Annotated in this window: 16 protein-coding genes; 7 read left to right on the top strand and 9 right to left on the bottom strand. The window is 63.0% G+C overall.

Features of this window, described 5'->3' with window-relative positions:
- Window positions 1-34 precede the first annotated feature (34 nt).
- The 6 genes from KPL81_RS09315 to metG all read right to left on the bottom strand — a co-directional run bounded on the left by KPL81_RS09315 (window position 35) and on the right by metG (window position 7358).
- Window positions 35-778: a YdcF family protein gene (locus tag KPL81_RS09315; protein ID WP_219791625.1), complete on the bottom strand. Its 744-nt coding sequence runs from the start codon at window positions 776-778 to the stop codon at window positions 35-37.
- A 13-nt stretch (window positions 779-791) separates the two neighbouring features.
- Entirely contained in the window at window positions 792-1853 is a 1062-nt protein-coding gene (locus tag KPL81_RS09310; RefSeq protein WP_219791623.1) for a carboxysome shell carbonic anhydrase, read from the bottom strand.
- A 113-nt stretch (window positions 1854-1966) separates the two neighbouring features.
- Window positions 1967-2605: an endonuclease III gene (gene nth, locus KPL81_RS09305; protein WP_219791621.1), complete on the bottom strand. Its 639-nt coding sequence runs from the start codon at window positions 2603-2605 to the stop codon at window positions 1967-1969.
- A gap of 23 nt (window positions 2606-2628) precedes the next feature.
- Window positions 2629-3399 carry an RnfABCDGE type electron transport complex subunit B gene (locus tag KPL81_RS09300; RefSeq protein WP_219791619.1) on the bottom strand — a complete coding sequence of 257 codons (771 nt, stop codon included), beginning with the start codon at window positions 3397-3399 and terminating at the stop codon, window positions 2629-2631.
- Between the two features lie 102 nt (window positions 3400-3501).
- Window positions 3502-5088, bottom strand: a complete 1587-nt coding sequence (locus tag KPL81_RS09295) for a sensor domain-containing diguanylate cyclase (RefSeq protein ID WP_219791617.1) — start codon at window positions 5086-5088, stop codon at window positions 3502-3504.
- Window positions 5089-5315: 227 nt separating this feature from the next.
- Window positions 5316-7358: a methionine--tRNA ligase gene (metG, locus tag KPL81_RS09290; RefSeq protein ID WP_219791615.1), complete on the bottom strand. Its 2043-nt coding sequence runs from the start codon at window positions 7356-7358 to the stop codon at window positions 5316-5318.
- A gap of 167 nt (window positions 7359-7525) precedes the next feature.
- Here metG and KPL81_RS09285 point away from each other — a divergent pair, with 167 nt between their 5' ends.
- From KPL81_RS09285 to KPL81_RS09275, 3 genes are all read left to right on the top strand, one after another.
- The gene (locus KPL81_RS09285) at window positions 7526-8098 is read left to right on the top strand and encodes a DUF421 domain-containing protein (protein ID WP_219791614.1); all 573 of its coding nucleotides are present in this window, start codon (window positions 7526-7528) and stop codon (window positions 8096-8098) included.
- A gap of 131 nt (window positions 8099-8229) precedes the next feature.
- Window positions 8230-8499 carry a hypothetical protein gene (locus KPL81_RS09280; RefSeq protein WP_209472445.1) on the top strand — a complete coding sequence of 90 codons (270 nt, stop codon included), beginning with the start codon at window positions 8230-8232 and terminating at the stop codon, window positions 8497-8499.
- A gap of 184 nt (window positions 8500-8683) precedes the next feature.
- A complete protein-coding gene (locus KPL81_RS09275; protein ID WP_338035603.1) occupies window positions 8684-11059 on the top strand; it encodes a DNA polymerase II in 2376 nt (791 codons plus the stop codon).
- A gap of 33 nt (window positions 11060-11092) precedes the next feature.
- On the opposite strand, the gene KPL81_RS09270 is transcribed toward KPL81_RS09275, so the two are convergent.
- The 3 genes from KPL81_RS09270 to KPL81_RS09260 all read right to left on the bottom strand — a co-directional run bounded on the left by KPL81_RS09270 (window position 11093) and on the right by KPL81_RS09260 (window position 16331).
- Complete coding sequence (locus tag KPL81_RS09270) at window positions 11093-14272, bottom strand: transglycosylase domain-containing protein (RefSeq protein WP_219791612.1); 3180 nt, start codon at window positions 14270-14272, stop codon at window positions 11093-11095.
- A gap of 174 nt (window positions 14273-14446) precedes the next feature.
- Window positions 14447-15922 (bottom strand): tRNA uracil 4-sulfurtransferase ThiI, encoded by a 1476-nt coding sequence (thiI, locus tag KPL81_RS09265; RefSeq protein WP_219791610.1) that lies wholly within the window; start codon window positions 15920-15922, stop codon window positions 14447-14449.
- A gap of 124 nt (window positions 15923-16046) precedes the next feature.
- Entirely contained in the window at window positions 16047-16331 is a 285-nt protein-coding gene (locus tag KPL81_RS09260; protein ID WP_209472439.1) for a hypothetical protein, read from the bottom strand.
- A gap of 464 nt (window positions 16332-16795) precedes the next feature.
- Between KPL81_RS09260 and KPL81_RS09255 the strand changes: the two genes are divergently transcribed.
- The 4 genes from KPL81_RS09255 (at window position 16796) to KPL81_RS09240 (ending at window position 23351) form a co-directional block, all read left to right on the top strand.
- The gene (locus KPL81_RS09255) at window positions 16796-19030 is read left to right on the top strand and encodes a TolC family outer membrane protein (RefSeq protein WP_219791608.1); all 2235 of its coding nucleotides are present in this window, start codon (window positions 16796-16798) and stop codon (window positions 19028-19030) included.
- Window positions 19031-19120: 90 nt separating this feature from the next.
- The gene (locus KPL81_RS09250; protein ID WP_240549153.1) at window positions 19121-21307 is read left to right on the top strand and encodes a type I secretion system permease/ATPase; all 2187 of its coding nucleotides are present in this window, start codon (window positions 19121-19123) and stop codon (window positions 21305-21307) included.
- Complete coding sequence (locus tag KPL81_RS09245) at window positions 21307-22740, top strand: HlyD family type I secretion periplasmic adaptor subunit (protein WP_219791607.1); 1434 nt, start codon at window positions 21307-21309, stop codon at window positions 22738-22740. The genes KPL81_RS09250 and KPL81_RS09245 overlap by 1 nt, the downstream gene beginning before the upstream one ends.
- Window positions 22740-23351, top strand: coding sequence for a response regulator transcription factor (locus KPL81_RS09240; protein ID WP_338035602.1), 612 nt, complete (start codon window positions 22740-22742; stop codon window positions 23349-23351). The genes KPL81_RS09245 and KPL81_RS09240 overlap by 1 nt, the downstream gene beginning before the upstream one ends.
- Window positions 23352-23549: the final 198 nt, after the last annotated feature.

The raw sequence follows: 23549 nt of genomic DNA, 5'->3' as shown, positions 1-23549 counted from the left end.
ATCCCTACTTGCGTTCCGTGCTACAGGCCGCAACCTATGGCAGCAGTTGATGAAGCGCCTGACCGGCACGCCCCAGCCACTCGTTCAGCGCTCGCGTACTCTGGTTGAGGTGATAGGCGCGGGGTAGCCAGGCCGCCAGGCCCGCAGGCGGTGGGCTGGCGAACTCGGTGGGCGCGGGGATCACTTCCAGGCCCTGGGCCTCGAATTCTGCCACGGCCCGGGGGAGATGCCAGGCCTGCGAGACCAAGGCTATCCGTTCTATGCCATCGGCACGCAGCCTCTCGGCGCTGAAGCGGGCATTCTCAGCGGTGTTGCGGCTTTCCTCCTCCCGCCAGCGCACGGGCACGTCGAAGACGTCGCGCAGCGCGGCTGTCATCAGACTTGCCTCGGCGGCTTGCTCGCCATGACGCCGTCCTCCGCTGACCAGCAGCGGCAATTCTGTCTGGCGATGCAGATGAACACCATAGGCGAGTCGGCGCCAGGTGGGGTTCGCCGGCGCATCGCCCCAGCCGAATTCGGGGGCATCGTAGTCCCGTCCACCTCCCAGGATCACGATCGCTTCGGCGCTTTCCAACTGGCTGTGCGTCGGGGTTGCGTAAGGTTCCAGCCCCTGACGCAGGGTATGGCTGGCCATCGGCGTGGCGAGCAGCAGCAGGCCGAGCAGGCCCACCACGATCAGCAGGGCACCAAGGAAGCGCTTGGGGCTGAGCCATAGTCCCAGTAGTACCAGCCATACGTTGAGCGCGGGTGGCAGCAGCAAGATCTTCAGCAGCGTCATCGTGGCGATCCGTTCAAGCGTGATGGAGGAGCTCCAGCCGGCGGCTGGGCCAGTGGACGACGGCGGTGCGCAATGTCATGCAGTCTGCCAGCGCGGGATGCTCCCGGGCGATGACCTGGGCGGCGAACTCGGCAAGGAAACATGATTTCAGCTCGGCGCGGGCGCGATCCACGCCGACCGTTTCGTAGGGGGTCGAGGCCAGCAGTAGGAAACCGTCGTCGCGGATGCGCCCCGCCTTCATGTTGGCGGCGATGATCGCCGCGGCGGTGCCGATGGGGCCGGAAAGGTCGGGACTGTAGGGGCCGACGATCAGCGCGGTATTGGGCAGGTGCAGGAAATCGAAGCCGCGACCGACGCAGATCACCCACTCGCGATGCTCGATGCCGAGTTCGCGATCGATCCCGCGCAGTGAATCGACGTGCTGCAGGTTGCCTTTCAACAGCGGCAGCAGATCGCGGCGAATGTCGACCGGCATGTCGGGGCACAGGTTGGCGAGGCGGCGTTCGAGGTCGTCTTCGGCATCTGCCGCGAGTTCGCTGATATCGAGCGTGGCGTCGTCGGCACCATGCACGATGAGCGCGTCGGAGTCGGTTTCGAAGCCGCATACCAGAGGATAAACATGGCGATGGTCGCGGCCGAAGATACGCTCTGCCTGGCGGCGTATCTCGCGGGCATGCGCCAGAGCGGCATGCGTGTCGCAGGCAAAGCCGGCACAACCGCGCAGTTTTTCGCCGCGGGAGAAGTGGTAGGTGATGATCAACAGTACGCCGTTGCCGCGTCGTACGGCGCTTTCGACGGTCTCGGTGAGGATCTCGCCGAGATAAGGCCAACCCAGGTTGAAGATGCCACCGAGGTTGCGAAACGGAGTGATGATGCCCAACGGCGTGCGCGTGGCATGGGGGAGGTGGAGACGACCATCCATGCACTTCATGGTCACTATCCGTGTGGGATGGTTGGCCAGGTAGCGCTCACGGGCCAGCCAGGCCGAGGGACTGCAGAAAGTGTCGGCATGCTCTCGCGAAAGGGCGAGCAGCGCTTCGATGCGCTCTTCGATGGGGCGGTCGTGCAATGGCATGCATCCGGCTCTGGTTATTGTTATCTATCCGGCATCGTCCATGACTGTACCGTTATATGCAAAACCCCCATTAGTCGCATTTTAAGTTCGAAATTCGCTTAACCGATACCGGCTTATGCGATATCCACCTTCTCCTTGTATTCGCAGAGATCCTCGATCACGCAACTGCCGCAGCGTGGCCTGCGCGCCACGCAGGTGTAGCGGCCATGCAGGATCAGCCAGTGATGGGCGTCGCGGAGAAACTCCCGGGGCACGTGGCGCAGCAGTTTTTGTTCGACCTCGTCGACGTTCTTGCCGGGTGCCAGGCGGGTGCGGTTGGCCACACGGAAGATGTGCGTGTCCACGGCGATGGTGGGCTCGCCGAAGGCGGTGTTGAGTATCACGTTGGCGGTCTTGCGCCCTACGCCGGGCAGTGCCTCGAGTTCGGCGCGGGTGCGCGGCACCTCGCCGCCATGCCGTTCGACCAGGATGCGGCAGGTCTTCATCAGGTTCTCTGCCTTGGTATTGTAGAGCCCGATGGTCTTGATGTGCTCCTTGAGCGCTTCGAGGCCGAGGTCGATGACGGCCTGGGGCGTATTGGCCGCAGGGAACAGCCGAGCTGTGGCCTTGTTGACCCCGACATCGGTGGCCTGGGCGGAGAGCAGCACGGCGGTGAGCAACTCGAACGGCGTGTTCCAGTTCAGTTCCGTGGTCGGCTCGGGGTTGTGAGCGCGCAGGCGGGAAAAGATCTCGTAGCGTTTCTGTGCATTCATGCGTGGACTCGTGGTGAAGGTGCTCACTGCGGATCGGGTGTCAGGGAGGCGCGGGCCTCCTCCAGCAGAGCGGTGGCGCGTTCGAGCTGCACTTCGGCCAGGCGGCAGGCTTCGCTGTCATGGCATCGCTGGGCGTGCTCGAACTGCTGGCGAGCTCTGCGTACCGCCTGTTCGGCTGCCTTCACGGCCATCTGGCGCTGGCGCTGTGGAGCTGGGCCGTTGCGCGAACCGCGTGACCGTTGCTGGATCATACGGCGCTGCCGCTCCAGGCGCTTCTCCCGCTCCAGGCGCTTCTCCCGCTCCAGGCGGGCCCGGTGCCGCTGCCGGCCCAGTCGTGCCCGGCGATTCAGGTAGTCCTGGCGTTCGGCCTCGTCATTGGCCGCCTGCCACTCGGGATGGGGAATCAGGTCGATGCAGTCGACGGGGCAGGGCGCCACGCACAGCTCGCAGCCGGTGCACTCGGAGGTGATCACGCTGTGCATCCGCTTGCTGGCCCCAAGGATGGCATCCACCGGGCACGCCTGAATGCACTTGGTGCAGCCGATGCATTCTGCTTCGCGGATGACAGCCGCCAGGGGTGTTTGGGCCGGTTGTTCGAGCGCCTCGATCTGCCGCCCGGTCAGCTCGGCGAGGCGTTCGACAGTTTCCTCACCGCCGGGCGGGCAGCGGTTGATCGGCTCGCCCGCCACGATGGCCTCGGCGTAGGGGCGGCAGCCTGGGTGACCGCACTTCCCGCACTGGGTCTGTGGCAGCAGCGCGTCGATGGCGTCGATCAAAGTGCTGTGGCCCGTCACGTCGTCTCCTGTTGGGGGCAGGGAGTGCCAGAGGTAACTGGCGGTCGGCTATTATACGCCGCGAGACCGGGGTGGGCATACCGGCCGGCCCGTTGCCGCACCTCAGCGCTCGAGGGGGCTGAGCGGCTCGCCGACACGATAGGCTTCCACTCGGTTGCGCCCCTCCGTCTTGGCCTGGTACATGGCCTGGTCGGCGGCTCGCATGATGTCGTACGGCGTCGACAGGTCCGCTCGGTGCGCGGCGACGCCAATGCTGACGGTGACGCTGGAACGGGTCGGGGAGATTTCGTGGGGAAGGTTCAGCTCTTCTATGGCCCGGAGCAGCGCTTCGGCATGGGCGAGGGCCGCCTCCAGCGATGTTCCGGGGAGCAGCACGCTGAACTCCTCGCCGCCGGTGCGCGCCAGCAGGAAGCCGTGAGCACTGAGCAACTGGTCCATGCGCTGCGCCAGGGTAATCAGGCAGACATCGCCCGCCTGGTGCCCATAGTGATCGTTGTAGAGTTTGAAATGGTCGATGTCGATCATCATGGCGGCGGCACGGGGTGTAGGGACAGGGCGGCTCAATGCCTGGGCAAAACGCTCGTCGAAAAGACGCCGGTTGGCGACGCCCGTCAGGGGATCGTGTTGACTCAGTTCGCGCAGCTGTTCGGATTGGCTGTTCTGATGCTCCAGCAGGCTGCGGAACTCCCGCGACAGGGTGCCGATCTCGTCGCGGCGTGTCACCAGGTGATCGGGCATGTCGGGCGCCACTGCTTCATGGTGAAGACATTGGGTGTAGTGGGTGAACTGGCGCAGGGGCAACAGCACCATGCGTTCGAGCAGCCACAGTACGATTAGCAGCGTGACGATCAGCACGCCGCCGGTCCAGTAGAGGGCGAAGCGGAAGGTTTCGAGGCTTGCCTGGTAGCGCTGTCGAGGCAACAGGGCCTCGATGCGCACGACGCGACCCGGCGGCAGAGCCGGGATTAAGCGATGCGCTGCCATGTGCGTCGGTGAGATGCGCTCCAACTGCTGGACGGGGCCATCCTGTTCAGGCGCGGGAGTCAGTTCCAACTGGATACCGGTGGTATCGCGCAACTGCTCGATCCAGGAGGCATCGAGTGGGCGAACCATGGCCAGCCAGCCGGCGGCCGAGGACTCCTCCCGGCTCTGGTGAATCGGTGACAAGGCGGCCATGCCCATCTTGGAACGGGCCAGCAGCCAAGTGTCCGTGGCTTCGTCCGGCTTGCGTTCGATATGACGTACGAGGAAGGCTACGGCCGGTGTTGCCCAATCGCAGGGAGGTTCTGCACCAGGGCATGTGGTAAATTCACCCGCTTCGTCGAAACCAATGACCCAGTGGACATCAAGGTCGGCATCGAGAAAGAGCATCATCTTGAGATCCAGCGTCTCGAGGGTGTCCTCGTAGAGGTTCGAGTCGACGTATTCGGGCCGTTTCCCGCTGACGAAGTCATAGGAATCGTCCCAGTAGGCCCAGTCCTCCACCAGGCGGCGCATATGGTTGAGTTCGCTGTCCAGCGCACGCTCGGCCCGATCGAGTTCGGCGCCGGCAAAACTTTCCTCGTCTTCCAGCAGGATCGGCATGATCTGGTAGCGAGCGACCAGGACCAGGGCCAGCAACGCCAAGCACAGCACGCCACACAATGACAGCAGGAATCGGTTACGCAACGAATGGAGCCTTGTCATCATCGAGGCATGCCTGTTTATGTGCCGTCACCGCGGGTGTCAGGTGTCGGCACTAGTGTAGGTTTTCGCTTACAAGGACTATCGGCTTGGTATTACAAAACTTAAATGAACTGGAAATTCTAATCCACAAATACTGACCCCCTCAGAATCCAGATCAAGCATTGCAGTTCGCGCTCCTTGGAAAAGAAAAGCGCGGCCGAAGCCGCGCTGATTTACCGTTACGAGGCTGTCTACCTGACGCGCTGGCCGGGTTCTGCCCCCGAATCCGGTGACAGCAGATAGATACCGTCGTTGTCTCCGGCTGCCAGTACCATGCCTTCGGAGAGGCCGAAGCGCATCTTGCGCGGTGCCAGGTTGGCCACCATGACCGTCAGACGCCCCTCCAGAGCCTCGGGAGCATAGGCCGAGCGGATACCGGCGAAGACGTTGCGCGTCTCGCCGCCCAGGTCGAGGGTCAACTGGAGCAGCTTATCGGCACCTTCGACGTACTCGGCCTTGGCGATGCGGGCGATGCGCAGGTCGACCTTGGCGAAATCGTCGAAGGCGATCGTCTCAGCGATGGGATCGTCGGCAAGCGGCCCCTTGGCCGCCTCCTTGAGTTTCTGTTCTTCCACCAGGTCCTCCTTCGATGCCTCAATCATGGCATCGATCTTCTCCCGCTCGACGCGGGTCATCAATGGCTTGAATTTGGCAATCTCATGCGCGAGCAGCACGTCGTGACGGCTTTCCCAGTCGAGTGACTCCAGCTGCAGGAAACGGCGTGACTGCTGGGCCATGGCCGGGACGATCGGGGCAAGATAGACCATCAGCTGGCGGAACAGGTTGATCCCCACCGAGCAGATCTCCAGCACCTCCTGCTCGCGACCCTCCTGCTTGGCCAGCACCCAGGGTTCCTTGTCGGCAATGTAGGTGTTGGCCTCGTCGGCCAGCTCCATGATCTTGCGCACCGCACGGCCGAACTCACGGGCCTCGAAGTCCTCGGCGATGTCGTCACCGGCGGCGATGAAACGAGCGAGCAGTTCCGGCTCGGCGCAGTGCGACGAGAGCACGCCGTCACCCAGCTTCTTGACGAACCCGGCACAGCGACTGGCGATATTGACGACCTTGCCGACGAGGTCGGCGTTCACTCGAGCGGAGAAGTCCTCGAGGTTGAGGTCCAGGTCGTCGACCCGCGAAGTGAGCTTGGCCGCGAAGTAGTAGCGCAGGTATTCGGGGTTGAGGTGCTCGGCATAGGTCGCTGCCTTGATGAAGGTGCCGCGGGACTTCGACATCTTGGCGCCATTGACGGTAACGAAGCCATGGCAGTTCACCGCCGTGGGCGTGCGGAAGTCGGCGCCGTGCAGCATGGCCGGCCAGAACAGGGCGTGGAAGTAGACGATGTCCTTGCCGATGAAGTGATAGACCTCGGCCTCGGAGTCCTTTTGCCAGTAGGCATCGAAGTCGAGGCCGGTGCGGTCGCACAGGTTCTTGAAGCTGGCCAGGTAGCCGATCGGCGCGTCCAGCCAGACATAGAAATACTTGCCGGGGGCGTCGGGGATCTCGAAGCCGAAATAGGGTGCATCGCGGGAAATGTCCCACTCGTTGAGCCCCGATTCGAACCACTCCTGCAGCTTGTTGCCTATCTGCGTCTGCACGTGGCCGCCGCGTGTCCACTGCTTGAGGAAGTCGGCGAAGTCCGGCAGCTTGAAGAAGTAATGGGTGGAGCTGCGCACCTCGGGCGTGGCGCCGGAAATGGCCGATACGGGGTCGATCAGTTCCGCAGGAGTATAGGTGGCGCCGCACGCTTCGCAGTTGTCGCCGTACTGGTCGGGTGTCTTGCACTTGGGGCAGGTGCCCTTGATGAAGCGGTCGGCCAGGAACAGGCCCTTGACAGGGTCGTACATCTGCTCGATGTCACGGGTGGCGATATGGCCACGGTCGCGTAGGCGGGTATAGATCAGCTCGCTGAAGTAACGGTTCTCCTCGGAGTGGGTCGAGTGATAGTTGTCGAAGGCCACGCCGAAGGTGGCGAAATCCGCCTGGTGCTCCTTCGAGACGCGCTCGATCAGCGCCTCGGAGCTGATCCCTTCCTGCTCGGCGCGAAGCATGATGGCAGTGCCGTGGGCATCGTCGGCGCAAACGTAGTGGCACTCATGGCCGCGGCTCTTCTGGAAGCGCACCCAGATATCGGTCTGGATGTACTCCAGGAGATGGCCAAGGTGGATCGAGCCGTTGGCGTAGGGCAGGGCGCTGGTGACCAGTATCTTGCGCGGGGCGCTGGTGGAGTTCGACATATCGGCTCTGGAATTCCCAAGAAAAACAGGCTTTCGATTGTATCCCTGTTGGCGCGTCCCTGCATCCGATGGCAGGCAAAGGCACCCGAAGTCATCGAGGCCTTGCCCGGTGCACTACGCTATGGCCAGACATGGACAGACTCTACAGGCACGACAAGGAGGCAGGCTTGGACCCGATATTCTTCGATCAATGGCAGGCTCTGTTTCGCACGGCCGTACTTGGCGTGCTGGGCTATGCGGGGCTGGTGTTCCTGCTGCGTATTTCCGGTCGGCGCACGCTATCGAAGATGAATGCCTTCGACCTCGTCGTCACCGTCGCGCTGGGCTCGGTGCTGGCCACGGTCATGCTCAGCAAGGACGTGACCCTGGCGCAGGGCATGCTGGCCTTCGCGCTTCTCATAGGCATGCAGTATTTGGTGACCTGGTCGAGCGTGCGCCATCGCTGGGTCCGGCAGCTGGTCACCGGTGAGCCGGCGCTACTGTTCTACCGTGGCTGTTACCTGCCTGATGCCATGCGCCGGGCGCGTGTCACCGAGGAAGAAGTGCGAGCGGCGATGCGGGCCGCCGGCACGGCCGAGCTCGCCGCCATCGCGGCCGTGGTCCTCGAGACCGACGGCTCGTTCAGCGTGGTGAAGGGGGAAAACCGCTCTGATGTACCCAGTCTCGCCGGGGTGAAAGTGCCCGGAGCCCGGCCCGGCGAGCCGATCGGAGCCGACCGCAAGGGGCCGCCGGAACGCTGATGGATGCGATCGGCTGCCTGCTTCGTTACAATACAAATGAATGAATCCAAGGATGGGTTCCGTACACGACTCACGCATCGCAGGTTACGCATCATTCTCATAGCCGAACGACCAATGCTGAGGATGAAATGATGAAACTGCGACTGACTCTGCCCCTGCTGTTGATTGCCGGCCTGTTGGTGGGCTGTGGCACGAACGCCGTTGCCCCGCGCTATACCAGCTCGAATCCCGACATCATGCGCATCAGCGAAGAGCAACCCGCCAACCCCGAGAAGACCGTCGAGGATCTCGGCTCCTACTGTGTGGAAGTCACCGAGACCTGGAACGCTCACGGCGAAACGCCCAATGGCCAGACCCTGTGGGCCAAGGACACCCAGCGCGCTGTCGTTCCATGTGACTGAGCCTTGGCCAGGATGACGAACTAGCGGCACTCAGCCCGGCCCATGCCGAGGCATGGGCCGATTTTGTTGAGGTGTCGTTTGCTTGCCCCGCCTCTGGCATCGAGGAAAACATCATCGATCGGCGACTTCCCTTGCCCTACTGTATAGAATGACAGGCATGACGGTGGGATGATGCGAGGCTGTGGTGGAGCAATGGCAGGGGTTCGTGCTGACACGGCACTGGCGGGATACCCCCGCGGGCTGTGAAGTGGGGTTTTGGTTGGCGACCGACGCCGGGCCGCGCTATGTGCGTTTGCCGCCACAGCCTTCGGTGATGTTCTTGCCCGCAGAGCAGCGCGACCAGGCCGAGGTACTGCTGCGTGGCGAGCGCGACGGCGAGCTGCGCCAGTTGAACCTGCGGGATTTTAAACACCGCACCGTAATCGGCCTTTACTGTCGCCAGCATCGCCAGTTGATGAACCTTGCCAAGCGCCTGGGCGATGCCGGCATCGATATCTACGAAGCCGACGTGCGTCCACCGGAGCGCTACCTGATGGAGCGCTTCATTACCGCACCGGTAACGTTTTCCGGACAGGAAGGCGTGGATGGCACTCTGCATGACGCCCAGTTGCGGCCGCAGCGTGGCTATCGCCCTCGGCTCAAGCTGGTCTCGCTGGATATCGAGACCGATGTTCGCGGCGAGCTCTACTCAATCGCGCTCGAGGGCTGCGGCCAGCGCCAGGTCTACATGCTGGGGCCCGCCAACGGTGGGAACGGCGAGGCCGAGCGCAAGCGAGACTTCGCACTGGATTACTGTGCTGGCGTTGAAGAGCTGCTGGAAGCACTCAACCGCTGGCTAGCCCGGCACGACCCCGACGCGATCATCGGCTGGAATCTGGTTCAGTTCGACCTGCGCATCCTGCAGCGACACGCCGAACGTCTCGGCGTGCCGCTGCTGCTGGGACGCGGTGGCGAGCCGCTCGGCTGGCGCGCCCATGGCAGCAATCCCAATCACTTCTTCGCCTCGGCCGCGGGGCGGCTGATCATCGACGGCATCGAAGCCCTGCGCCAGGCGACCTGGCGATTCGACTCGTTCAGCCTGGAGAACGTTGCCCGGGAGCTGCTTGGCGAGGGCAAGGCGATCGACAATCCCTACCAGCGCATCGAGGAGATCGACCGCCTGTTCGCCGAAGACAAGCCGGCCCTGGCCCGTTACAACCTCAAGGACTGTGAGTTGGTCAGCCGCATCTTCGCCAAGACCGAGCTCATCGATTTTCTGCTCGAAAGAGCCAGCGTCACCGGGCTTCCGGCCGACCGCAGCGGTGGGTCGGTGGCGGCCTTCTCGCATCTTTATCTGCCGCGCATGCACCGGCTGGGGTTCGTGGCGCCTAACCTCGTGGAGGGGCGCGGCGGGGAAGACAGCCCGGGCGGCTTCGTCATGGACTCCCGGCCGGGGCTCTACGACTCGGTGCTGGTGCTCGATTTCAAGAGCCTCTATCCCTCGATCATTCGCACCTTTCTTGTCGATCCGGTCGGCCTGGTGGCGGGCCTGTGCGAGACCGAGGCCCAGACCGTACCGGGCTTTCGCGGCGCACGCTTTTCGCGTACCCGGCACGCGCTGCCCGACATGGTGGAGCGGGTATGGCAAGGACGAGAGGCCGCCAAGCGCGATGGCAATGGACCGCTGTCCCAGGCACTGAAGATCATCATGAACTCGTTCTACGGTGTGCTCGGCTCGCGCGGCTGTCGCTTCTTCGATCCGCGACTGGCCTCGTCGATCACGCTGCGCGGCCACGAAATCATGCGCCGTACCCGTGAACTGATCGAGGCCGAGGGTTACACGGTGATCTATGGCGACACCGACTCCACCTTCGTCTGGCTGGGGAGTGCCCATGAGGAGGATGACGCCCATGCCATCGGTCAACACCTGACGGAGCGCGTCAACCACTGGTGGGCACAACACCTCGACAGTGAACTCGGCTTGACGAGTGCGCTTGAGCTGCAGTTCGAAACTCATTTTCGGCGCTTTTTGATGCCAACCATTCGCGGGGCCGAGGAGGGCAGCAAGAAGCGGTATGCCGGGCTGGTACGGGATGCCGATGGTGGCGAGCGCGTCGTGTTCAAGGGACTGGAGACGGTACGTGCCGACTGGACGCCGTTGGCAAAGCGCTTCCAGCAGGAGCTGTACCGGCGCATTTTCCTCGGCGAGCCTTTCCGGGACTATGTCCGCGACTACGTCAGCAGAACCCTGGCCGGCGAGTTCGACGAGCGTCTGGTTTACCGTAAGCGCCTGCGCCGCCGGCTCGACGCGTATCGCCGCAACGTGCCTCCCCATGTACGCGCCGCGCGCATGGCTGATGAACTCAATGACCGGCTCGGACGTCCACTGCAATATCAGCACGGCGGCTGGATTCGCTATGTGATTACCGTGGCGGGGCCGGAACCGCTCGAGGCCCACCGCTCCGCGCTCGACTATCAGCACTACCTCTCCCGTCAACTTCAGCCGGTGGCAGACGCTATTCTGCCCTTCGTCGACGCAGACTTTGCCAACCTGATCGATAGGCAACTTGGGTTGTTCTGAGGCACTCATCTTCCTCGGCCATGGCCCCGGTCCTTAGCGCAGAGCCAGGTCGGAGGGCACGGCAGGAGCGTCGCCCGAGGCATCGGGTGAGCGATCGGCTTCGTCTTCGGCGAAGTGGTATTCACCGCTCGGAGAGGGGCGGCATGCGCCGTCGCCCGCTGAGAGATAGGGGCGCAGGATCGGCTCCATCCCCTTGAGCGCCTGTACCGGCAGCGCCGAAGTGAAGCGGAAGTCGTCCGAAGCGCTGCCGGGAACATAGGCGGTCAGGGTGCCGAAATGGTCCTCGCCGAGATAGAAGACGAAGGTCGCCGTACGATTGCGTGCCCGGGAGCTGATGACCTGGCCACCACGGCCCACCGTTTCGATCCGGTTGTTGCCGGTGCCGGTCTTGCCCCCGAGTACCAGCGGCGAGCCATCCTCGAGCGTGAAGCTGCCCTGGAGGCGTCGGGCGGTGCCGCCCTCGACCACTTGCGACAGTGTCTCACGCAGTACCGCGGCCACTTCGGGAGCCATGACGCGCTGGGCTCGCCCGCTGGCTGGCAGTAATCGAGTCTCGTAAGGGGTATTGGCGGCGAAGTGCAGCTCGTCAATGCGCAGGGTGGGGAGCCGTACGCCGTCGTTGAGGATGATGCCCATCAGTTCTGCCAATGCCGCCGGGCGATCTCCCGATGAGCCTATGGCAGTGGCCAGCGAAGGCACGAGATGATCGAAGGGATAGCCCAGACGCTGCCAGCGCTTGTGGATGTCGCTGAATGCCTCGACCTCGAGCATGGTGCGAATACGCACATCGCGTGCGCTACGATGTCGGGTCCTGAACAGCCACTGGTAGACCTCCTGGCGTTCGTCTGCGCTGGCGGATGCGGCCTCGCTGAAGCTGGCGTCGGGGTAATCGAGCAGATAGCCCAGCAGCCATAGCTCCAGCGGATGTACCTTGGCGATATAGCCCTGATCGGTAAGCGAATAGTTTCCCGGCGCATAGCGCTCGTAGAGCGTATCGACTTCGCGCTCGCTCAGGCGGCTGGCGTCGGGTAGCCAGGCGATGAGAAAAGCGGCGAAATTGTCGAGGTTGGCCTCGGGAAACAGGTAGCGATGGACGGCAGCCAGTCGTGGCGCCGAGATATTGAGCCCTTCGAGAAAAGTGACGAGGCGCTGGTCGGTATCGAGGTGGTGATACTTGCGCCAGAACCGCTGCAGGTAGGTGCGCCCCTCGCGATCGGCGAATAGGCGCAGGTACTCCATGCGCCGTGGATCGCTGTCGTCCTCCAGCAGTTGGCTGCGTGGTTCGCTACCGTGGGTACTGTAGCGCACCAGATCACGCATCAGTCGGATGAAGGGCAGGTTGAGCGACTCGCGCATGGCTTCGGCCAGGGTCGGGTTGCGCCCGTTGTCTTCACGACGGAAATTGTTGAACGTATGGCGCCCGCCGCCGGTGAAGAAGGCCTCCGCCGGGCTTGCCGAATAGCGACGCTCCATGGCCAAGTTCAATAGCTCGGCGAGCGCCAGCTCGGGGTTCTCGATGAGCCGGTCCAGTACCCAGCGGCTGAGGACGTCCTGACGATCGATTTCGACCGCACGTAGCGCTTCGCGGCTGCTCCCCGAGTGCCGTGCGTGCAGCTCGGCGATCACTTCCAGGTAGGTGGCCAGTACCCTCAATTTGGCGGTCGAACCGAGCTCGAGCTTGCTGCCCTGGTTGATGTCGAACGGCTGGTCGGTATTGTCGGTCTGCACGCGAACCACGAATCCCTCTTCGCTGCGTTCGAACAATGTAAAGCTGTAGCGTACGTCCTGTGTTCGCTCCGCTGTGAGCAAGCGATCTCCCAGCAGGCCGACCTCACTGGCAAACTCGGGATCGGCCAAGCGATGCAAGTAATGGGTCACTTCCCGTTGCAGCCCGGCATCGAGGGTGGTGCGAGCGCTGAGGTCGAGGCGGTCGAGGTCGTAGAGCGACATGCCCAGCATGCCGCTCAGGCGCTGGCGCGCGACCTGGAGCGCCTTGTCGGCTTCCACGCTCAGGTCAAAAGGAGTCTCGTTGTAATCGCGAAACGTCAGGCGTTGAGCCAGCGCCTCCTGGGCGAGCGCATCTGCTACCACGCCTTCCTGACGCAGCAGTCGCAGGTAGCTGTCGGTCAGATCCTCCAGAGCCACCCGACCGCCGGTGAGATACCACGAGGGGCGCCGCTGCGCGATCATGAGGGCCACGACCTGACGCAGGGCAAGCCCCTGTTCGGCGCGCTCTTCGACTTCATCGAAGCCGACGGCAAGACGGCGATTGAAGGCATCGAAATCGGTGCCGAACCAGACCCACAGCCCGTCGCCGATACCATGTACCTCGCCATAGCCGGGGGCTGCCGAGAGCGGCACGGTATTGAGGTAGTCGAGCGCCACGTCCTGGCGAGCGGTCAAGGTCTGAGGACCGTCACGGTAGCTGCGTACACTTGCCGAGATCATCTGGCGCAGCTTCTCCCGAGGGGAGTAAGTCAAGCCTTGGGGGGAGTGGCGATACTTTTCCAACTGCGTGGCGAGGGTGCTGCCACCTGCTGCCTGTCCGGGCAGATCCAGTGCCCGGCCAACCTGGGACAGGGCCGCCTTGGTGAAGCGCGGCCAATCGACGGCTGGGTTGGCGTAAGGCGTACTCTCGTCCAGCAGCTGGCGGTTCTCGATGAACAGCAGGGTCTGCAGAACGATCGGAGGAATGCTGTCGAAACTGGCGTACTGGCGCTGAGGGTGCCGGAACTGGTAGAGGGTGTCGCCCCGGCATTCCTCAATGGTCAGTCCTGCCTGGGTCTTTTCCGTATAGGGAGGGAAGAAACCTCGGCGGGTATAGTCGAGCAGGGCAGGCGTGAAATGGGCCTGCTCGATGACATCATAGCCACGTGACAGCAGGCGTGCTTCCAGTTCCGGCAGATGCGTATAGCCCAGGCGCTGGTCGAAAGGACCGTGGCTGGGGAATTGGATGCGGTTGCTGCTACCGGGCTCCAGCGTGTAGCGCAGAGTGGCGGCATAGCGCGAGATTTCCTGAGCCTGGAAGTGCGATGTCTTGGCTTCGGCAACCAGCAGCGTGGCAAGTGATATCCCGAACAGCAGTAGCAGGATGCCCAGGCCCAGGTAGAGATAGCGGTGAGACGGCTGATCCTGAGGAGCCGGAGCGAGTCTCGGTTCCTGAATGAAGGGCGAGTGCGTCTCGAGCGACTCGCCACTGTCGCGCCACGCCACGGTAGACGAAGTCCGGCGTGACGAAGCCCTGCGAACCCCCATGCGTCACCCCCACCGACCGCGACCTGTTAATTTCGTTTTAGCTCAGTCCAGCGGGGCAATAAAGTGGCTGCTAAAAAAGAATTTGTAACAGGGACGGCCAGCGGGCGAGTCCATGTGCCAAGCAAGGGGTTGCTATCGAGTACGGTAGACGCCGAAGTGCTTCAGCCCTCTGTCGTGCAGGTGCATGGCCTGCATGCGACTCATCACACCCTGGTCACAGTAGAGCAGGTAGCGGCGATCGCTGGGGAGTGTCGCGGCGCGCGATTGAAGTTCGAAGAAGGGAATCTCCAGGCACTCGACCTGCTCGAGCGAGAGGGGAGCGGCCTCGCGCTCTGCCGGAGGGCGAATGTCGATCACGCTGACGTTCGATGCACTGGCCACTCCCTGCAGGTCCGTCACGACTTCCAGCGGAGCGTCGTTGCTGGGCGGTGACTCGAGGAGATGATCGGAGCGAGTGAGGACTGCCTGTTCCACGGCGGCATCAAGCACGCTGAAATCGAAGTTCATTTCGGCGGCAGCGACCTTTTCGTGCCGCGCTTGGGTGTTGGGCCGTTGGGAGACTGCACCGCATACCTCCGGCATGCCTTCGGCAAAGGGGGCGGTGCCGATCTCACGCGCGGTATCGATGATCGACTGCTTGTCCTCGGCGATCAACGGGCGCAGGATCGGTACGTCGCTGGCCTCATCGATCAGCACCAGGTTGGTCAGGCTCTGGCTCGAGACCTGGGCGATGGCATCCCCGGTCACCAGCATGGGGATGCGCGAGCGCGATGCGATACGGCTCGCTGCTCTTACCATCATGCGCTTGAGAACCACGCCGATGAGCCCGTCGGGTATGCTGCGCTGCAGTTCCGCCACGATGCCTTCGAACGGCACCGCAAAAAACTTCACCCGGTGCGAGCGGCCGTAGGTCTCCCATAGATGGGAGGAGACTTCTCGCACGGCGGCTTCGTGACCGGCACCGCCGAGCTCGAAAAACAGGAAATGTGTCTTGATACCGCGTCGCATCATCTTCCATGCGGCGACGGGCGAGTCGTAGCCGCCCGAGATCAATGCCAGGGCCTGGCCCTGCAGGCCCAGAGGGTAACCGCCCAGGCCGGGCCAGCGCTGGCGTACCAGGCGCAAGCGACCCTCGACCACGTCCACTCGTACGTCCACGTCGGGTGCCTTGAGCCTAACCTTGGAGCCCGGCGCGGCATCCAGCAGTGCTCTGCCGAGATGGCGCTCGAGATCCTCCGAAGTGAAATCATGCTGTCCGCGGCGCTTTACCGTGATGCGAAAGGTGCGCCCCGTGATGACATCCCGCCAGACCGGCAACAGCCGCTCCGTCGTGTCGGCAAAGGAAACGAAGGGGACCTCCTCGACACATTGAACTTCGTGAATGCCCGGGATACGGCACAGCATCTCCTCCAACTGGCGAAGCCATTCTGAACTGGCCTCGTCGGGAATGCGTACCTTCAGGGCGTCCCAGCCACCCTGAACCTGCAGGGTATCGCCCAGCGGGCGCAGCACGTTGCGAATGTTGCCGACCAGGCAGCGCGTCATCTGGCGACGTACGGAGCGCGACTTGATGGTGATCTCGGGAAACAGCTTCAGCAGGTAATACATCGGCGAGGCACTTGTAAAAGAACTGGAAAACAATTGCTTGCCATTATACCAGAGCTGAGGGGCCGACGTTCGCCGGGTTCGTGATGGAGCCGGGCGGGCGCTGACCGCCCGGCGTGACAACCGCTCAGTAGAGGGCCTGCTCCTCGCTGATCACTTCCTTGAGCAACTCGAGAAACAGCTTGTCAGCTTCCGAGTGTTCCTGCGGGTCTTCGGGAATGTGCACACTCGTCGTGTCTGAGATCTCGTTGGCAATGCGTGCCTGGGCGCCTTCCGGATTGCCCTCGGCGTAATGACGGCGTGCTATCTCGAGGGAGCGCTCCAAAATCTGCGGTTCCTGAAGCAGCTTCTTGATGAAGCCGCGCAGCTCATTGATGACACGTGTTTTTTGAATTTCGGATGAGGCAGACATGCGTCTCTCCTTGTGCTGATGGCCCAGGTTGGACAATGGCCTGACGATAGCATGTTTGATGAGTGCTGGGAGAGCGCTGCCCGCTGATATCCCGGCTGGATGCGACCTGGCGTTCTCCTGCTTGATATAGCGCAGACCCATGCCAAAGGTTGATGCCGCGTGGTTAAAACTATTGGATTTTTTTATCCTCTCGTTTACGCTAGCTTACAAAAGTCAACAACAATGCCTGATGGCGTCGTAAGAAAGTGACATGAGTAGTTAAGTTTACTTCGGCTATTGCCAGGGAAGTTACGCTTTCTCCACACGCAGCCGACAGGCCTTAGGTAGTTGATTAATTAAGGGAATCGGGAATGGATGCACCATCCGGCCGCTCCGGATGAGCCCCGTAATAACAAGAACATGTCTCCACAACTCGACGGATTGCCTGTGCAGACGGGGCATCCGAATCATGAAAGGGAACACCCATGACATATGCGATTGACCTCTCTCGTGCCCATCGACTGGCCAAATCAGTGGTGGTGGGCTCATCTCTTGCGCTTCTTCCCGTGGCGGCGGCGGTAGCCCAGACACTGCCGCCGGGCTTGGCGGCACCGGGCGCTGCCGACATCCAGCAGGTGGTGCGCCAGGCGCTCACCACCAACCCGGAAGTGAGGGCCGCCCTGAACGGGCTGAGCGCTGCCGGGCATGACGTCGATGTGGCGCGTGGCAACTATCTGCCGAGTATCGACGCGTCTGCCGGTGTCGGCCTGGAAGATCGTGAGGGCGACGGGCGAGGCAGCTACGATACCGATTTTGCCGAACTGCGGCTGACGCAGATGATCTATGACGGTTTCGCCACCCGTAGCGAGGTCGAGCGTCTCGACCGTGCCGAGCTGGTGCGTTACTACGAGTTGCTCGACGCCAGCGAAAGCGTGACGCTCGAGGCCACGCAGGCGTATCTCGACGTCAGTCGCTATCGCGAACTCGTCCGGCTGGCCCAGAGCAACTACGCCGAACATCTGCGTGTCTACAACCAGATCGAAGAGCGCGTGCGCTCCGGGGCCGGACGTGGTGTCGACCTCGAGCAGATCAGCGGACGTCTGGCCCTGGCCGAGTCGAACCTGATGACAGAGGCGTCCAACCTGCATGACGTCACGGCCCGCTATCAGCGCATCGTCGGCAGCCTGCCGGCCGAGAGCCTGGCTCCGACGCCGCAGCTGGACGGCCAACTGCCGCCATCCGTTGCCGAGGCGGTCAACCTCGCCTTCCAGGGCAACCCTGAGTTTCACGCCGCGATCGCGAACATCGAGGCGGCCAGGGCCGAGAAGAGCGGTACCCGCTCGGCATTCCAGCCGCGTCTTGACCTGCGCGGCCGTACCGGTATCGACAATAACGAGAACGGCTTCGACGGCTTCGGCCGGCGCGATCGTCACAGCATCGAGCTGGTCGCCAGCATGAACCTGTATAACGGAGGCAGTGACCTGGCTTCGTTTCGGGCGGCAAGCGACCGTGTCGAGCAGGCGATCGATCAGCGCGACCTGGCATGTACCAACGTAAGACAGACCACCCAGATCGCCTACAACGACACCCAGCGCCTGCGTGAGCAGATCCGCTACCTCAACGACCATCGTCAGTCGATCGACCGCGTTCGCGGCGCCTACCAGCAGCAGTTCGACATCGGTCAGCGTACCCTGCTCGACGTGCTCGACAGCGAGAACGAGTACTTCGAGGCAAGCCGTGCCTATGCCAATGCCGAGTACGACATCGCTCTTGCCGATGCGCGCACCCTGGCTGCCATGGGCCAGTTGATGCAGACGCTGGGTGTGATGCGTGACGACATGCCGACGTTGGCTGAACTGGGAAGCGACGGCGTGGCGATCGAGCCCGAGGCGCTGTGCCCGGTCGAAGGTCCGATGGGCTACACGCTGTCCGACTTCGTTGGCGATATCAGTGCGCCGGCGCCGACGCGCGCCCCGGATGTCACGCTCTCTGCCGATGCCCTGTTTGCCGTCAACAGCGCCGAACTGGGTCCCGATGCGCGTCAGGAGCTCAGCGCGCTGGCCGGCCGGATCCGCGATCGTAACGACCTGGCGCGGGTGTTCATCGCCGGTCACGCCGACAGTACCGGCAGCGATGCCATCAACGATCCGCTCTCCCAGCGGCGTGCCGACAGCGTGGCGGACTACCTGGCCAGCCAGGGGGTCGAACGCAGTCTGATCCAGACCCGCGGCTACGGTTCTCGCCAGCCGGTCGCCTCCAACGATACGGTCGAGGGACGGCGTCAGAATCGCCGCGTGGAAGTCACCCTCGAGCGCGTAGGCGAGAATCTTGATCTCGGCGCGGCGTCTCAGTGGCCGAGCGAGCCGATTCTGGAAGCCGGCGATACGGAGCCGAGCCTGGCCGCGGCATGGGCCGAGACCCAGCCCGTGGCCAGCGTTTATGGCGAACTGGAAGGCTTGGCGCAGCTTGAGCAGCGGCAGCCGGTGGCAAGCGTGCAGCCCGGTGCCTTCCTGCAGGTCGTCGCCCTCAGCAACTCTGAACATGCCCGGAATGTTGGCTACCAGCTCAGTGAAGCGCTTGCCCAGCCGATGCGGCTGGTCAGTAGTTCCGACCTGCATCGAGTGCAGCTCGGCCCCATTGGCGACCTTGGAGAACTGGCGGCCCTGCGTGGCGAGCTGAAACGCCTTGGCTATGCTGACAGCTACGTCGTACAGGGTTGAACGACCTGGGGTAAACCTGCCTGCGCCGAAGGCGGCGTAGGCAGTATCGTCATTTAGCCCGAGCCCGTCCGGCATGGCCGGGCGGGCCTCATGCCCGAGGTTCCCGTGACGCAGCAAGAAGTACTGGATTCCTCCCAAGGTACTGCCCGGTCGGCGGTTCGCGACGAACTGCTCGAGTGCCTGCAAACCATTGCGCTCGCTCATGACCATGCAGTCACGCCTGATGCCTTGACGGCAGGCTTGCCGCTGGAGGAAGGATGCCTCACTCCGGGGGTTTTCTCCCGCGCCGCTGCCCGCGCCGGAATGACCGCACGTATCGTCAAGAGCCGGCTGGCGCAGCTCAACCCGGCCCTGTTCCCCGCGGTACTGCTGCTGGAACCGGGACGTGCCTGCGTGCTGGTGGCGCTGGACCTCAAGGCGCGCCGTGCCAGGGTGATCTTTCCCGAGCTTGGCGATGCCGTGAGCGAGGTCGATCTCGATGGACTGAGCCAAAGCTACAGCGGCCAGGCCATATACGTACGCCCGCGTTTTCGCTTCGATGCGCGCGGTCCCGAGGTCGGCAAGCAGCGATCACGCCATTGGTTCTGGGGCGTCATACGTGAGAATCGGCGGCTCTATCGCGACGTGATCGCCGGCTCCCTGGTAATCAACTTGTTTGCAGTGGCCATGCCGCTGTTCGTGCTCAACGTCTATGATCGTGTGGTACCCAACCACGCCACCGAAACGCTGTGGGTACTGGCTGCCGGTATCTTCATCGTGCTCTGTTTCGATCTGGCATTGCGCCTGATGCGCAGCGCCTTCATCGACCTGGCGGCGAGCCGGGCCGATGTCAAACTTTCCTCTCGTATCATGTCCCAAGTGCTGGGCTTGCGCATGGAGGCTCGACCTGCCTCGACCGGCTCGTTTGCGTCGACCCTGCAATCCTTCGAGTCGGTGCGGGCCTTCATAGGCTCGGCCACGGTGGTGGCATTGGTCGACCTGCCTTTCGTGCTGTTCTTTGCCGCCATCATCGCCCTGATAGGCGTGCCGCTGGCGCTGCCGGTCATCGCGGGCATCGTCATCGTGCTGCTTTATGCCATGGCGGCCCAGGGCAAGCTGCATGAGCTTTCGGAGACCACCTGGCGGGTCAGCGCCCAGCGCAATGCCACACTGGTCGAATCGCTGTCGCATCTGGAAACGGTCAAGACCCTGCGCGCCGAGAGCCGACTTCAGAGTACCTGGGAGAAGGCGACGGCCTTTCTTTCCCGTACCTCGGCCCAGTTGCGCCTGGTCAGCACTTCGGTATCCAACGTGGCGATGTGGGCCCAGCATACCGTGGCGGTATGTGTGATCCTCATCGGGGTCTACCTGATTATCGACGGCAACCTCACCCAGGGTGGGCTGATTGCCGCATACATGCTTTCATCGCGCGCCATGGCGCCGGTGAGCCAGGCGGCGGCACTGCTGGCGCAGTACCACCAGTCGGCTACTGCCTTGAAGTCCCTCGACGATGTCATGCAGCGCCCCGTAGAGCGGCCCGAAGGCAAGTCGTTCATCTCGCGGCCTGTCGTTCGCGGTGAGATCCGCTTTGACAAGGTTTCGCTGCGTTATCCGGAAGAAGAGCGCGATGCCCTGCGGGACATTTCGCTCAAGATCGAGCCTGGCGAGAAAGTGGCACTGCTCGGGCGCGTCGGCTGTGGCAAAACCTCACTCAACAAGCTGTTGTTGGGGTTGTATACCCCCACGGTGGGCTCGGTCATGCTCGACGGTGTCGACCTGCGCCAGTTCGATCCCGTGGAGTTGCGCCGTCACATCGGCTATGTGCCGCAGGACGTAAGCCTGTTCTTCGGCTCGCTGCGTGACAACATCGTGGCCGGTGGCGGTAGTGATGGCGTCGATGACGAAGCGCTGCTGCGCGCGATCAAGCTCAGCGGCCTGGAGGGCCTGGTCAACACACACCCCCAGGGCGTCGAACTCCAGGTCGGGGAGCGCGGACAGATGCTATCCGGCGGCCAGCGGCAGGCCGTCGCCATTGCCAGAGCGATGGTCAACGATCCGCAGATACTGCTGCTCGACGAGCCTACCAGCTCCATGGACCACGCCAGCGAAGAAGCCTTCAAGGCCAATCTGGCGGCGTATGGACAGGGCAAGACCTTGGTGGTCGTGACCCATCGCACCTCGCTGCTGTCGCTGGTCGATCGCATCATCGTGATAGATGCCGGCAAGATTGTCGCCGACGGTCCGCGCGACAAGGTGGTTGAGGCCTTGCGCAAGGGCCAGATCGGGAGGGCCAGTTGATGAATTCCAAGGTCCAGGGCAAGAGCGCCGAGCAGCAGGGCTTCGAAGCAATTGGACGTTTCACAGATGTCGGCGGCAAGCCGTTTCGTCCCTTCATGGATCGTCTGTTCTCCAAGCGTGTCACCTCCGCCCACCTCAATCGCGACTGGGCGAGTGACGCCGACTGGGCGCGCATGCAGCAGGACCCGATCCGCGCGCGGTTGTTCCTGTACGTCGTACTGCTCGCTTTCGGCGCGCTGATCGCCTGGGCCTATTTCGCCTCGATCGATGAGGTCACGCGTGGCACGGGCCGGGTGATTCCCTCCAGCCAGCTGCAGAAGGTGCAGTCGTTCGACGGCGGGGTGGTCCAGGAGATCATGGTACGTGAGGGTGAGATGGTCGAGGCGGGCCAAGTGCTGATGCGAATCGACCCCACACGCTTCATCGCCAATTTCCGTGAAAACCGTGCCCAGGCATTGGCCCTTCGTGCCCGTGCAGAGCGGCTACGGGCGCTTGCCACGGATACGCCCTTCAATCCGGATGAAGAACTGCGCAGCGAGGTGCCGGAGATCGTTGCCCAGGAGCGAGAGGTCTACGAAAGCCGTCGCGAAGAGATGCGTGAACAGGAGGCGATCTTGCGGGATCGCGTTCGCCAGCGTGAAGAAGAGCTGAACGAGGCGGAGGCAAGGCGTGATACCGCCCAGCGGGAAGCCAACATGGCTAGCCAGGAACTCAACCTGACTCGGCCACTGCTGGCCTCGGGTGCGGTGTCGGAAGTCGACATCCTGCGTCTCGAGCGGGAGGTATCGCGTGCGACGGGTGAGCGCAACCAGGCAACGGCCTCGGTGGCACGCCTCGAGGCGGCAGTCGAGGAGTCGCTTACCCAATTGCGCGAGCTCGGCGCCGAGCGGCGTAGCGAGTGGCGCAACGACTTGGCCCAGACACTGGGTGACCTGGGGGCACTCGACGAGTCCAGCGCCGGACTTCAGGATCGCGTGCGACTGGCCGAGGTCCGTTCGCCGGTGGATGGTGTCGTCCAACGCCTGGGGATCAATACCCTAGGCGGCGTGGTGCAACCCGGCCAGGAGGTGGTGGACATCATCCCCAGCGACGATCAGCTGCTCGTCGAAGCGCGTATTGCTCCGCAGGATATCGCCTTCCTGCGTCCAGGCCAGCCGGCCACCATCAAGCTGACGGCCTACGACTTTGCCATTTACGGCGGCCTCCAGGCCGAGCTGGATCATATCAGTGCCGATACCATCACTGATGACGAGGGCAACACCTTCTATCTGGTGCGTGTAAGAACGCTGCAAGGGGAAAACCTGGGCAGCGACATCCAGGTCATTCCCGGTATGACGGCCCAGGTCGACATCATGACCGGCAAGCGTACCGTAATGCAGTATCTGCTCAAACCCGTCTTGCGGGCATGGAGCGACTCCATGGGGGAACGATGATGGCAGTCCTGTTCGTAAGCCAGCGGCGCGCTGAGGTCCCGCGCCTGCGCAGCGCCTTTCCCGATGTCAGGCGTGTCACTCCCGATCAGGCGCGCGTCATGGCGGACAAAGGGGATCGAGTCTGGCTGATGACGGATCACTCGGATTGGCCGGTCGTGGCGACTGAAGTGGCGGGGCAGGGTGCCATCATCGTCGTCATGTCGCTGGCACCGAGCGAGGCCGAAGCACTCAAGGCGCTACAGGCTGGGGCGCGTGGCTATGTGCACGCTCTCTCCCCCCCGGAGTTGCTGGGGCAGGTCGCCCTTGTCACCCACCATCAGGGCATATGGGTGCCGGCCGAGTTGCTCAGCAAGGTCGTCGGGGGAGCCTTCACTGCCCTGGGCGGTAGCGAAAACCTGCCGCAGGAGAGTCTCTCCATGCTGACGGAGCGTGAACGTGCCGTAGCATTGGCGGTAGCGGAGGGGCGCACCAATAAAGAAGTGGCTCGTCAACTCGATATTACAGAGCGCACGGTCAAGGCTCATCTGGGCGCGATATTTCGCAAGCTCGGCGTGCGTGATCGCATGCAACTGGTGCTCAGGCTGGCCAGGCAGGACGAGCAAATTGCCTGATATCGCTTCGCTCCATGCCAGGTATCGACCGTTGCTTATTCAAGGGCTTGCTGCGACTGCAGCAAGCCCTTTGGTTTGTTGGACACTACCTTTCGAGCGATCCGTTTCCTGCCCTGTCCATCGGTCCAATATTTTTGTTTCGACATGTAACTTACTGTGCTTCTCCATGGGCCGTCATAACGCAGGGGCGTCGTACGG

Origin of the sequence: Billgrantia antri, from assembly GCF_019430905.1 — a bacterium.
GTDB lineage: Bacteria > Pseudomonadota > Gammaproteobacteria > Pseudomonadales > Halomonadaceae > Halomonas > Halomonas antri.
The sequence above is the reverse complement of the archived record's forward strand: the minus strand, read 5'-3'. Positions and strand labels throughout refer to the sequence as shown.

Excerpts from the sequence above, each read along its gene's own strand:
- nth (WP_219791621.1), bottom strand. The coding sequence starts at position 2,605 with ATGAATGCACAGAAACGCTACGAGATCTTTTCCCGCCTGCGCGCTCAC.
- KPL81_RS09250 (WP_240549153.1), top strand. The coding sequence starts at position 19,121 with ATGCCCGAGGTTCCCGTGACGCAGCAAGAAGTACTGGATTCCTCCCAA.
- KPL81_RS09295 (WP_219791617.1), bottom strand. The coding sequence starts at position 5,088 with ATGATGACAAGGCTCCATTCGTTGCGTAACCGATTCCTGCTGTCATTG.
- KPL81_RS09260 (WP_209472439.1), bottom strand. The coding sequence starts at position 16,331 with ATGTCTGCCTCATCCGAAATTCAAAAAACACGTGTCATCAATGAGCTG.
- KPL81_RS09255 (WP_219791608.1), top strand. The coding sequence starts at position 16,796 with ATGACATATGCGATTGACCTCTCTCGTGCCCATCGACTGGCCAAATCA.
- KPL81_RS09315 (WP_219791625.1), bottom strand. The coding sequence starts at position 778 with ATGACGCTGCTGAAGATCTTGCTGCTGCCACCCGCGCTCAACGTATGG.
- KPL81_RS09245 (WP_219791607.1), top strand. The coding sequence starts at position 21,307 with ATGAATTCCAAGGTCCAGGGCAAGAGCGCCGAGCAGCAGGGCTTCGAA.
- KPL81_RS09280 (WP_209472445.1), top strand. The coding sequence starts at position 8,230 with ATGAAACTGCGACTGACTCTGCCCCTGCTGTTGATTGCCGGCCTGTTG.
- KPL81_RS09310 (WP_219791623.1), bottom strand. The coding sequence starts at position 1,853 with ATGCCATTGCACGACCGCCCCATCGAAGAGCGCATCGAAGCGCTGCTC.
- KPL81_RS09240 (WP_338035602.1), top strand. The coding sequence starts at position 22,740 with ATGGCAGTCCTGTTCGTAAGCCAGCGGCGCGCTGAGGTCCCGCGCCTG.
- thiI (WP_219791610.1), bottom strand. The coding sequence starts at position 15,922 with ATGTATTACCTGCTGAAGCTGTTTCCCGAGATCACCATCAAGTCGCGC.
- metG (WP_219791615.1), bottom strand. The coding sequence starts at position 7,358 with ATGTCGAACTCCACCAGCGCCCCGCGCAAGATACTGGTCACCAGCGCC.